We start from the raw sequence: 12331 nt of genomic DNA, 5'->3' as shown, positions 1-12331 counted from the left end.
GAAACACCTCCTTATGGAAGAATCGATCATTATTTAAAGAATGTTCAAGTCAGAATCAATATTGCCGGAGTCGTTTCCGCTCCCGTTTAGCACATCATTAAGAATTTGCGTAATGTCGTTCATGGAAGACACCTCCTTATTGAAATTCAATCATTATTTAAAGGATGTTCAAATCAAGGCCAATGTTGCCAGAGTCGTTCCCGCTCCCGTTTAGCACGTCATTAAGAATTTGTGTAATATCGTTCATGGAAAGCACCTCCTTTGTCAGGGTCGATTTTGTGATTTTGTTTCAACTAGAAAACTTTGTAATCTAGATCGAAAGTAGCTGAGTCGGTGCCACTCTCATTAAGCATCTCGTTTAGAATTTGTGTGATATCGAACATGAGAATCATCACCTCCATCGCTTACTCTATTTTCTTCTTACAGAATACTAAGAGAAATTGTTACATTCCCAGATTCATTTCCACTCTCGTTTAATACATCATTTAGAAGTTGCGTTACATCTAAGATGGAAAACACCTCCTCAACTAGAGTACAGGCTCTGACTTGCAAACCGTTGCGTTTGTTTTTTTTATGTGATGTTTCAAAGCCTAGTTGCCAAGCTAACGTTTCCTAAAATGATTTGGATCACTTTTTCCGTAATTTTTTTTAAAAGAATTATTGAGAGACGATTTCAGATGGCTCAGATTCAGTACCACCCTCGGTCACAGTTGTTACATAATAGTCAAATTGAGTAAGCTCATCAACGGTATACGTTTTCCGTTCATTTTGTGAAACACTAGCAACATGTTCGTCGCCATCTTCACCCACTTTGTAGATTCGATAACTGTCGATATCGTCATCACGAACGGCGTGCCAAGTAAGAAATGTACCCGTAATCTCCACCTGTTCTGGTGCTGGCGGAGCTTTTTGACGTGATTCTGACTCATCGAGTACTTCTTCAGTTGAGTCACCTTCAGCTAATTGCTCGTGTACAACCTGACTGTCTTGAGGCTCTCTGGAGTCTGAAGCAGGGTCGTTTGTTGTAACGAACGAAAACGCAACAAGAATGATAAGAAAACCAGTGAGAGTAAAAAGCGTCATCACTTTCATAAATATCGCCTCAATTATTTAGTTATCAATCTCATAAGGACTGAGAAATGCATTTACCGTAGCTAACGAAATGAATATACGTTGGATCATCCAAACCGTAATTTTCTTAGGGAAAGAGACATGGGGAAGAGGGTAAGGAAGTGAAAACCCGCGAGTAAGCAGGTTGTGAAGGTAGCAATGAATTGCTAAAAAGGAGATGTGGATTAAGTCTGGGAGAGCGCGGATCAAGAATAAGAGAGTACGGATCAAGAGTGAGAGAGCGCGGATCAAGAGTGAGAGAGCGCGGATCAAGAGTGAGAGAGCGCGGATCAAGAGTGAGAGAGCGCGGATCAAGAGTGAGAGAGCGCGGATCAAGAATAAGAGAGCGTGGATCAAGAGTCAGAGGACGTGGATCAAGACTAAAACTAACCGTCCTCGCCCCCCGCACCCAACTTGATTACTCAAAAAAAAGAGCAGCCCACAGGCTGCTCTTTCATCAATAGCTAGGTCACAACTTTCTCCGCGCCGATCATGAGTGCAAGGTATACACAAAGGACGAACATGAGTAGGTATACTGGCACTGCCCACACACTCTGGCCGTTTCCGACGTGGACAACGAATAGTGTAAGCACGAACAGTCCGGCTGCAAGTAGTAGAGCGGTTGGAATGGAGAGCTCCAGACGATTTGGTCGTCGCCCCAGAATTCATCTGTAATCCAGTACATACCGAGCTCTGACTTCTCTTCGAAGTATAATGTTTGAGCGACTTCGTGCGGTGGTTCTTGTTCGACCATACCAGCAGTAACGAGGAAAATCGCTACGAGTAGTACACTTTCCATCCGCATCGATGCTCGGACTTTGTTGTCACTTAACCCGTTGTTGATTCTTCGCTTCATTAAGAAACCGTGTGCGAAGCCATAAAGGACGAGCGGGACGAAGAGCATGTGTTTGAGCAGTTGCATCTGACCGTAGGTCATGAGCCAGCTGTTCGTATATTCTGGCGTGATAAGAAGCATCATGCCAATACCTGTACCAATCATAACGAGGACAACGCCAATGGCAAATGGCGTGAACCAATTGAAAAAGGACTCCCATCCGTCATGTTCTTTCACTGAAAAGAATCCGACAATGAGTAACGTTCCTGCCCAAAACGCTGCAGCAAGAAAGTGCAAGGTGTTCAAATAAAACCCAGTGTCAGCAAGTGATGCGGCGTGGGAACTCCAGCTTGCTGCGATGAATAATCCGACAGTGGGAATCATCTGCAGCCATGCTAGCAAGTTGTCGTTACGTACAGCGTAGCGCCAAATTAAGGCGACGATGACGAGTGCGACAGTTGCGACGAAGCTTTGACCGATTCGAAAGTTGAATAAAACGTCCGATAAGACGACTTGGAACGGTTCTCCGAACATTTGTGATGTTGATTCCACGATTAATCCGACTGGGATAAAGCTGAAGACGATCACGATTACGCCTAAAGCTGGTGCTAAAAACGACGGCACTTTGATGGGTGGCCGTCGTTTTGTCCCAATCGCTTCACTTAAGTGGAGCCCTGCCCACAAAGTGAGTGCGATAAAGATCACAATGTTAGAGAAAATGACGAGTGTCATTACGAGCGATTACGACGAGTAATTAAGAACACTACAGCACCTAGTACAACAATACCCGCGACAATCCCGACAATTAGACCTGTGTTATTGTCAGATGTGTCTTCATCAGCCGTTTCGGAGACGTTTTCTTCAACCGCATCGTCTTCCTCTACTGCGTCTTCAATTGCCTCTTCTTCAACCGCATCGTCTTCTGTGACTTCGTCTTCTTCAACGGCTTCCTCTTCAGGTGCATCAACAGAGAAATTAAATTCACCTTCAGTACCATGACCGTCGGCTCCGAGTGCTTGCCAGAACACGTTATAGTCGCCACTTGGAAGCGGCTCTTCAAGTTCTACGATGAAATCGTCGCCTTCAACGTTTTCATCTTGTACGGCGAATTCTTCACCGTCTTGATCGGTAATTGTGACCGTTGTTGCAGGCTCAATTCCTGCGTCAAAATGAAGGGTTAACGTCTCGACAGGTTCTTCGACCGTTTCGCCATCTGCTGGGATGCTTTCATCCACGTAAGAGTGGGCATAAGTAGTAGTAGCCATTGCAGCTGATCCCATAACGACAAGCAGACCTGCGATAGATGTTTTGTTTTTTTCATAAAATCCTCCTACTAGAAATATCAATAGAATAAGTACAACCATAGTTAGTTTACGTGACAAAGGTAGTGCAAGCAAGGAAGAACGTGTGAGGTGATTGTGAAGGAACTGTGAGGGAATCTTTGCCTGTCCTTTCCAACTTCGGTACACTATACTAGAGAAGACAATGAATTATGCATGATACGTTATAGAAAGAATAACTTCACGATAATAGGAGAAGAGTATCATGAAAAAAGCGAGAGTTATTTACAACCCAACTTCTGGGCGAGAACAAATGAAAAAGAACTTACCATATATCCTTGATCGGCTTGAACAAGCAGGTTACGAAGCATCTGCGCATCAAACGAAACAAGAAGGATGTGCAAAAGAAGCGGCTCACGAGGCTGGACTTCGTGGTTATGATCTTGTCATTGCTGCAGGTGGTGACGGGACGATTTTTGAAGTGATTAATGGTCTTGCGGAACTCGAGAATCGCCCTCGACTCGGTCTAATTCCTGCAGGTACGACGAATGATCTCGGTCGGGCGTTCAAGTTGCATGATTTAGATATGGAAGGCATTTGTGACGTGTTAACGGGAGATCACGTATCACCACTTGATGTCGGCAAAGCGGGAGATCAATATTTTGTGAACATTGCCGCTGGTGGAAGTCTTACAGAATTGACGTATGATACGCCGAGTCGGTTAAAGACGATGATGGGACAAATGGCGTATTATGTGAAAGGCTTTGAGAAATTGTTTTTCTTAAAACCTCGAGAGGCACGAATTGAGTATGACGGCAGACTGTTTGAAGGGAAGATCATGCTGTTTCTAATTGCCAACTCCAACTCTGTCGGAGGGTTCGAGAAACTAAGCCCTGATGCGAAGCTTGATGATGGTCTATTTGATATGATTTTACTGAAAAAAACCAACCTTGCTGATTTCGTTCGAATCGGTAGTCTAGCATTATCTGGTCAGCACATATACGAAGACAAAGTTATTTACATTCAAGCAAATCGAATTAAAATTGAGATTGAAGGCGAGATGCAACTGAACTTAGACGGCGAACACGGCGGAACAATTCCGAAAGAATTCGTTAACTTGCATCATCACTTTGAAATGCTCGTACCAAAGCCAGAGGAAGACGAATAAAAAACACGATGGCGCTCAGACCATCGTGTTTTCAAAAGAAGTTCTAGTTTTTGGCAACCACAATATTGAAGATCGACCATGCAACCACGCCTGCAGCAAATACTGCAGAAAAAATAGCAAACCAATGCATCGTGCACTTCATCCTTCCTTATACTGTTAGATTCCTAGAAGCAACAGCCTATGTACCGCGCTGCAACGTAGAAGAAGGGTAACACTCTTACTAAAATCATACGAGTTTTCCACAATCACGTCAAGAGAATAAAATGGACAAGTCTCTAAAGGAGGAACAAATGGTACACCTCGTTATTGCACCTGATTCGTTCAAGGAAAGTATGACCGCTGAAGCGGCAGCCCATGCGCTCGCTCGCGGTTTTCGCAACATTCGTCCTAATCTAACGACAGATTTAATTCCAATGGGGGACGGTGGTGAAGGCACGATGGAAGCACTCACCGCAAGCCTTGAAGGAACGACGATCAATGTAGATGTTGAAGGTCCGAACAAACAGACAGTCACTGCGACATACGCCCTGTCAAAAGACGGCAAAACGGCAATTATGGACATGGCATCTGCGAGTGGAATTCATTACAACACGAAAGAAAACCGTAATGTGTTAGAAGCGTCTACATATGGAACCGGTGAGCTCATTCGTCATGCACTCGATCAAGACATAACGAAAATAATCATTGGCATCGGTGGAAGCGCAACGAATGACGGGGGTGCCGGAATGATTGAAGCCCTCGGTGCGACATTACTTGATAAGAAGGATCAACCGATTAGTCGAGGCGGTGCAGCCTTAAAGCAGCTCGTTCACATTGACACTGCGGGGGTGGATTCGCGCTTACACGACGTTGAAGTTGTCGTTGCTTGCGATGTGAAGAACCCACTACTCGGACCCGAAGGGGCAAGTGCAATCTACGGACCGCAAAAAGGCGCAACAGTAGAAGACGTCGAGCAACTCGATGCCGCACTCGCCAACTTTCACAATTGTACCGTCTTAGCGACTGGGAACGACGTCAAAAACATCCCTGGCGCAGGAGCGGCTGGCGGACTTGGGGCGGGACTACTCGCCTACTTAGATGCGAAGCTCGTTCCTGGCATCGAGCTCGTCTTAGAAGAAACGAACTTCAAAGAGCGCGTCAAACACGCCGATCTCGTCCTCACCGGTGAAGGTAAAATCGACGGCCAGTCGATCTACGGCAAGACCCCCGTCGGTGTTGCGCTTGCTGCTAAAGAAGCAAACAAACCCGTGATCGCGGTCTGCGGCGCACTCGGTGAAGGGTACAAAACCGTTTATGAACACGGCATAGATGCCGTATTCAGCATCGTACCCGGTGCAATTGACCTCGAAGACGCATTAGCCAACGGTGAACAGTATTTAGAAGAAACCGCTGAGAATATTGCGCGAGTGTGGAAGAAGTAGAACTGTAAAAGTCTTCCTTATTGAAGATGGCTGATGATTCCATGTTCCAAGGCATTTTGACATCTTCGATAAGTTATATTTGTAAAATCAGCTATTTGTTTTACAAATAGCTCCTATGCTACACTCGAGGTATGAGCAGGGGTGAAGTAGATGAGAGATTTTGAGGCGAACTTGATTGATAAGAAAGTAAAGCGTACGACATTAGCGCAACATGTTGAAGAAAGCATCGTCGATTTGTTAATGACAAACAAACTAAAGCCAGGAGATAAGTTACCTCCTGAGATGGAGTTAATCGATATGCTTGGTGTAAGTCGACCGGTTTTACGAGAAGCGATTACATCATTAGAATCACTCGGTATTGTAAAACGGAAAACGAGAGATGGCACGTATTTCACTGAGCGTATTAGCAGTAAGCCCTTTAAAACAATGCTTTCATTGATGAATGATAACATCGAAGGCATTATTGAAGCGCGAATGACGTTAGAGTTAGGGCTTGTTACGTTAGCTGCTGAGAAGATTACCGATGAACAATTGGAAGTTTTACACGAGACGATCGTCGCAATTGAAACAAAAGAAGACAATGATTACGGTCGATATGATTTAGAGTTTCATCACATTATTGCGTCAAGCGTGGATAATCCCATCATGCAAGGAATGATGGATTCTTTATTGTTAGCGCATGAAAAAGTGAATAAGCAGATTCAATATCGTGAGAAAGAGAAGACGGTTGCTCATCATCGTGCAATTTACAATGGACTTAAAGAGAGAAATCCACAAGTAACATTTGAAGCGATGTATCGACATTTAACGTTTGTACGCGATAAGGTGTTAAATCAACAGTAGTGTGTATCTATGGATACATGCTATTTTTTTATGAATTTTATTATTAAATTGACTTACAAGTTTATTTGTCTTACAATTGAACAAAATATCAAAGAGGTGATGAAATGGCTGTAATGAGCAAGGGAATTCTAGGGTTTCCAGTGGCGCCATTAACGAATGATAATGAGTTAGATGAACAAGCACTATTTAAAAATATTGAATATTTAATCGATGAGAAATTAGACGCGATCTTTATTGCTTGTGGTTCTGGGGAATTCCATGCGTTATCAACCGATGAATATCGTCGCATGGTCGAAGTAGCGATGAGTGCTACGAAAGGTTCTGTGCCTGTGTATACCGGTGTAGGAGGAAACATTGCACATGCGAAAACATGCGCTCGTATTTCTGAAGAGCTTGGTGCAAGCGGTTACTTAGTTTTACCTCCTTATTTAATTGAAGGCAATCAAGAAGGAGTAAAACATTATGTTCAAGAGTTACTCGAGTGGACGAACTTAAATGCCATTGTTTATCAACGGGCAAATGCGGTTTTACAAAAAGACGCACTAGAAGCATTACTTGATTATCCACACCTTGTAGGTTTGAAAGATGGCATTGGAAATATGGACTTAAATATTGAGCTTACGCAAACATTTGGTGACCGACTTGGCTGGTTAAACGGTATGCCGATGGCAGAAGTAACGATGCCTGCGTATTTGCCACTTGGTTTTGATACGTATTCATCCGCCATTTCAAACTATATCCCTCACATTTCTAGAATGTTTTATAACGCCTTGCTTGAAGGAGATGATGCAAAAGTCGGGAGCTTTACCGTGATGTTATTTTACCGATCAACGCTATTCGTAAGAAAAAGCCAGGGTATGCAGTATCGCTAATTAAAGCGGGAATGGAAATTATCGGTTTACCAGTACAAGGAAAAGTCAGACCACCAATTAGCCCAGTTGAACCGGAACATTATCGTGAGTTAGAAGCCATTATTACTCACGTTTACGACAAGTATCCTAAAATCAATGCGTAAAGGAAGTGAAGCAATGATTACAGTAACACCATATATCAATGCTAAGTGGGAAACCAAGCAACAACCGGAACATACGGTCATAAATCCTGGAAACGTAACGGATACAGTCGGGCAAGTAACAATCGCAACAGAAGAAGAGGTGAATGAAGCCGTACGTGCTGCGAAAAACGCCCAAGCCCATTGGGCATCACTTGCAGGGGCATCGCGGGGAGAATATTTGTATAAAGCAGCGAGCGAGTTGAATTCACGAGCCGAAGAGATTGCACAAATTGCCAGTCGTGAGATGGGTAAGACCATTACAGAGACGAAAGGCGAAGTACAGCGTGGCGTTTCTATCTTACGTTACTATGCGAATGAAGGCATGAGGGCGGTGGGTGATGTGATTCCGGCAACGGATTCAAACGCACTCATGTTTACTACGCGAGCACCACTTGGCGTTGTAGGTGTGATTACGCCGTGGAATTTTCCTGTGGCAATTCCACTTTGGAAATTAGCGCCAGCACTTATTTATGGAAATACAGTTGTCATAAAGCCTGCGCTTGAAACGAGTATTACGTGCGCGAAGATTATGGAGTGTTTTTCACAAGCTGATTTACCTGAAGGTGTTCTTAACATGGTGAGTGGAGGTAGGGAAGTTGGAAGCTTATTAACTGAACATCAAGACGTATCTGGAATTACGTTCACCGGATCGAATACCGCAGGGAAAGAAATTGGTGCAACAGCACTTGCACGTGGAGCGAAATATCAATTAGAGATGGGTGGGAAAAACCCAGTCATTGTATGTGAAGATGCAGATCTCGAGCTTGCTGTTTCAGCAACCATCTCTGGTGCGTTCAAAACGACAGGTCAAAAGTGTACGGCAACGAGCCGTGTGATTGTACATGAAAACGTGTATGAACAATTCAAGAAGAAACTTGTTGCACAAACAGAAGAGATCATTGTCGGAGACAGTCTCGATGAATCAACGTGGATGGGACCGTTTGCTTCTGAACCACAACTTAGAAAAAGTCTCGCTTATATTGAAAAAGGCGTGACTGAAGGTGGGAGTCTTCTAACGGGAGGATCTCAATTATACGAAGAGCGCGGATTTTACATGCAGCCGACGATTTTTGAAAATCTTGCGCATTCAAGTAGTTTGGCCCAAGAAGAAATCTTCGGTCCTGTTATTACCTTATTCAAGGTGGACGATTTGTCAGAAGCCATTGAGCTAGCTAATGATAGTGATTACGGATTAAGTGCGTCAATTTTCACTAGCAATATCGGTGGAATGATGTCATTTATCGATGACATGAATGCAGGTCTTGTTAGAATCAATGCAGAGAGTGCGGGGGTTGAACTACAAGCGCCATTTGGAGGTATGAAGAATTCAAGTTCTCATTCAAGAGAGCAAGGAGAAGCAGCCAAAGAGTTCTTTACGAACATTAAGACGGTATTCGTTAAAGCATAGGGCGGGGGCTTGTCCCCCTCTTCTAATCTTGTAGAGGAAGTGATTCAATGCTTTCAGAACGAAGAAGCAATGTAGTTACAGGGTTAAGTTTTTTGGTTTTGTCTATTGGTGTGTTTTTCTTATCAATAAATATGAATACGCTTTCAATACTGTCTATAGGCGTAAGCTCAAGTTTCTTTCCGATTGTTGCTTCAGTGATTATGTTTCTAATTAGTATCGTTTTATTATACCTTGCTAGAAAACAGGCCGGTAATGAAGAAGTTGCTTCAACTAAAGAAGATGATGAAGGCAACGTGAAGTCGAAGCAAGTCAATGTTGGGATCACGTTTGTCCTGATCTTGCTGTATTTACTTTTCCTTCCGATCATAGGGTTTATTCTCGCGACAACCTTATATTTGGTCGTTCAAAGTTATTTATTGGCAACAAAAGAAAAGCGTAATCTTCTTATGTTTAGCAGTTTGTCACTGACTGCCTCGGTTGTCATTTACCACGTATTTCGTAGTGGATTTGACTTAATGTTGCCAGTTGGAATACTGGGATAGGAGGAAACCGATGGTTGATTTGTTTTTGAACGGGTTTGTAAGTGTACTTAATCTAGAAACATTACTAATCATACTAATTGGCGTTGCATTAGGCTCGTCTTCGGGGCCATACCAGGTTTGACGGCAGTGATGGCGATTGCCATTTGTTTACCGATTACGTTCGGTATGGAGCCATTAAATGGAATGGCGTTATTACTTGGTCTCTACATCGGCGGGGTGTCTGGGGGATTTATACCCGCGATGCTGCTCAATATACCAGGAACCCCATCAAGTATTGCAACCACATTTGATGGGTATCCAATGGCGCAAAATGGTGAAGCGGGGAAAGCGTTTACGTTAACGATCATCTTTTCATTCCTTGCAGGGTTGTTAAGTTTTGCTATTTTAATCTTTGTCTCGCCCCTATTGGCATCGATTGCTATTGAATTCTCACCTTTTGAATACTTTGCGGTCACAATCTTTGCACTAACGATGATTACAAGTTTGTCAGGTAATTCCATGTTAAAAGGTGTACTGGCAGGTTGTTTAGGTGTTGTATTAGCAATGATTGGAATGGCCCCAATTGATTCTTATCCACGGTTTACATTTGGGTTTAGTGATCTAGATGCTGGCTTGGATGTCCTGCCTGTTTTAATTGGCTTATTTGCAATTTCAGAGATATTGAAGGCTGCAGAAAACAAAGACGATCAGAATAAAAAACGAATTGAAATCGCTTATAAGCTAAGAGATATTGGTATTTCATTTCGAGAAGTGTTTCAACAAAAATGGAATTGGCTGCGATCAACGCTCATCGGTGTTGGTGTTGGGATCTTACCAGGTTTAGGGGGATCAACAGCAAACATCATCGCGTACGCCACTGCGAAGAACCAATCTAAAACACCGGAAAAATTCGGGAAAGGTACACCTTATGGAGTAGTAGCGACGGAATCGTCGAACAACGCTTCGATCGGTGGCGCATTAGTTCCATTACTTTCTATTGGTATACCTGGTGATGGTGTTACGGCGTTACTCATTGGAGGGTTAATGCTTCATGGTCTAAACCCAGGTCCGTTGTTATTTGAGCAACATGGAGATGTCATGTATGGCATTTTTGCAGCGTTATTAATTGCAAATGCATTTATGGCGTTGTTGTTAATTATTGGTATGCGTTTTTTCATACGAATCTTAAATGTACCACAACATTTGTTACTGCCGATTATTATCGTATTGTGTGTTGTGGGTGCTTTTGGCGTAAACAACCGTCTCTTTGATGCGATCATTCTTGTAGCATGTGGGCTCTTAGGTTATGTGCTTATTAAACTGAGAATTCCAATCATGCCTGTGGTCTTAGCGTTTATTCTAGCACCAATTTTGGAACTCAACCTTAGACGAGGGTTAATGCACTCAAACGGAGATTGGACGCCATTTGTAACATCTCCAATAGCCTTTGTGTTTCTTGCCGTTGCGTTAATATCTGTGATTGTTGCTGTTCGTAATAATATGAAGCGAAGAAGAATTGTAGGTGATCAATGATGAAAACTTCAGTAAAGTGGACGTGTATCACGTTACTAGTTGCATCGATTCTGACGATTGTGTTCACGACAAACATAGCGACACCAACATTTGGAGAGAGTCAGGCGACTGTGTCTGAAGCGTCCGTCGAATCGTACCCAAACCAAACGATTGAAGTCGTTGTCCCGGCTGGTGCAGGCGGTGACACAGACTTAGGAGCAAGGTTATTAAGTCAATATGTCGGCGAAGAACTGGGTGTGAACATGGTCGTTTCTAACATCGCTGGAGCAGGAGGGAGTGTTGGTTCACGGGAAATCTTAGATGCAAGGCTGATGGACATCAAGTGCTGTTCTTTCACAACAATCTATTAATCAATCAATTGTTCGGGGTATCTGACTTTGATCATCGTGACTTCAAGATTGCAGCCATTTCTACATTTGATATGGGCGACACATTTATCATCAATGCAGATGCGCCTTACCAAGATGCAAGTGATCTAGCTGACTATGCAGAACAGAATCCTGATGAGCTATACTTCGGTACGGAAGTTGGTGGTTATACCCACCTGCAAATGATGGCATTTGAGCGTGAGACTGGCGCATCATTTCGATTAATTGATGTTGGTGGTGCTTCAGATAAGATCGTGGCTCTATTAGGAAATCAAGTTGATGTTATCCCGATCGCTTATGGGGTTACGACGGATTATATTGAGAACGGTGATTTCAGCTCAGTTGGCGTATTGGCTGAGGAAAGCAGAGAGTTATACGACAACACACCATCAATGGCTGAGCAAGGAATCGACATAGAATTCGAGAAGTTCTTCTTCTTTGCATTTCCAAAAGAAACACCAGATGAAATTGTCGAAACGTTCTCTCAAGCAGTAAAAGAAGTTGTCGAAAACAACGAAGAATACCAAAGTCGGGCAGAGTCTTACTACACGATTCCCGAATATTTAGACGGAGAAGAAGCCTTTGAACATATGGAAGGCGTTAGAGAATACTATACTGAATTAATTCAAACATTAGAAGCAGATGAAGCGTCATAGAATGAATAAAAATCCCCGTACCGATTCTGGTACGGGGATTATTCAGGCTGTTGAGAAACTTAAACGTACCAAAAGTGTACTCGTAAATGAGTAAGCGGCTTTTGTGGCTACGCTTGCCGCGGGCGTTGCCTCAG

Annotated in this window: 11 protein-coding genes and 1 pseudogene; 9 read left to right on the top strand and 3 right to left on the bottom strand. The window is 43.3% G+C overall.

Annotated features, from left to right (window positions below; translation table 11 throughout):
- Positions 1 to 657: 657 nt before the first annotated feature.
- The 3 genes from JCM19038_RS17635 to JCM19038_RS17620 all read right to left on the bottom strand — a co-directional run bounded on the left by JCM19038_RS17635 (position 658) and on the right by JCM19038_RS17620 (position 3210).
- On the bottom strand, positions 658 to 1092 hold the full coding sequence (locus JCM19038_RS17635) for a hypothetical protein (RefSeq protein ID WP_042420531.1): 435 nt from the start codon (positions 1090 to 1092) through the stop codon (positions 658 to 660).
- 508 nt (positions 1093 to 1600) lie between these two features.
- Positions 1601 to 2677 carry a copper resistance D family protein gene (locus tag JCM19038_RS17625; RefSeq protein ID WP_042420527.1) on the bottom strand — a complete coding sequence of 359 codons (1077 nt, stop codon included), beginning with the start codon at positions 2675 to 2677 and terminating at the stop codon, positions 1601 to 1603.
- Positions 2677 to 3210 (bottom strand): copper resistance protein CopC, encoded by a 534-nt coding sequence (locus tag JCM19038_RS17620; RefSeq protein WP_193745161.1) that lies wholly within the window; start codon positions 3208 to 3210, stop codon positions 2677 to 2679. Before JCM19038_RS17620 ends, JCM19038_RS17625 begins: the two co-directional genes overlap by 1 nt.
- 280 nt (positions 3211 to 3490) lie before the next feature.
- Here JCM19038_RS17620 and JCM19038_RS17615 point away from each other — a divergent pair, with 280 nt between their 5' ends.
- From JCM19038_RS17615 to JCM19038_RS17580, 9 genes and pseudogenes are all read left to right on the top strand, one after another.
- Positions 3491 to 4393, top strand: a complete 903-nt coding sequence (locus tag JCM19038_RS17615; RefSeq protein WP_042420524.1) for a diacylglycerol kinase — start codon at positions 3491 to 3493, stop codon at positions 4391 to 4393.
- A 290-nt stretch (positions 4394 to 4683) separates the two neighbouring features.
- Positions 4684 to 5814, top strand: a complete 1131-nt coding sequence (locus tag JCM19038_RS17610; protein WP_042420522.1) for a glycerate kinase — start codon at positions 4684 to 4686, stop codon at positions 5812 to 5814.
- 150 nt (positions 5815 to 5964) lie between these two features.
- The gene (locus JCM19038_RS17605; protein WP_042420520.1) at positions 5965 to 6657 is read left to right on the top strand and encodes a FadR/GntR family transcriptional regulator; all 693 of its coding nucleotides are present in this window, start codon (positions 5965 to 5967) and stop codon (positions 6655 to 6657) included.
- Between the two features lie 104 nt (positions 6658 to 6761).
- Positions 6762 to 7672 (top strand): annotated as a pseudogene (gene kdgD, locus JCM19038_RS17600) (5-dehydro-4-deoxyglucarate dehydratase).
- Between the two features lie 13 nt (positions 7673 to 7685).
- The gene (gene gucD, locus JCM19038_RS17595; RefSeq protein WP_052361926.1) at positions 7686 to 9119 is read left to right on the top strand and encodes an alpha-ketoglutaric semialdehyde dehydrogenase GucD; all 1434 of its coding nucleotides are present in this window, start codon (positions 7686 to 7688) and stop codon (positions 9117 to 9119) included.
- A 47-nt stretch (positions 9120 to 9166) separates the two neighbouring features.
- A complete protein-coding gene (locus tag JCM19038_RS21325) occupies positions 9167 to 9661 on the top strand; it encodes a tripartite tricarboxylate transporter TctB family protein (RefSeq protein ID WP_052361924.1) in 495 nt (164 codons plus the stop codon).
- Positions 9662 to 9787: 126 nt separating this feature from the next.
- Entirely contained in the window at positions 9788 to 11173 is a 1386-nt protein-coding gene (locus JCM19038_RS17585) for a tripartite tricarboxylate transporter permease (protein WP_238554479.1), read from the top strand.
- Complete coding sequence (locus tag JCM19038_RS21320; protein WP_052361922.1) at positions 11173 to 11523, top strand: hypothetical protein; 351 nt, start codon at positions 11173 to 11175, stop codon at positions 11521 to 11523. The genes JCM19038_RS17585 and JCM19038_RS21320 overlap by 1 nt, the downstream gene beginning before the upstream one ends.
- Entirely contained in the window at positions 11496 to 12197 is a 702-nt protein-coding gene (locus JCM19038_RS17580; RefSeq protein WP_052361919.1) for a tripartite tricarboxylate transporter substrate-binding protein, read from the top strand. The genes JCM19038_RS21320 and JCM19038_RS17580 overlap by 28 nt, the downstream gene beginning before the upstream one ends.
- Positions 12198 to 12331: the final 134 nt, after the last annotated feature.

The sequence above is a fragment of the Geomicrobium sp. JCM 19038 genome (assembly GCF_000698125.1).
Classification (GTDB): domain Bacteria; phylum Bacillota; class Bacilli; order Bacillales; family Marinococcaceae; genus Geomicrobium_A.
This window is presented reverse-complemented; position numbering and strand designations above follow the sequence as displayed.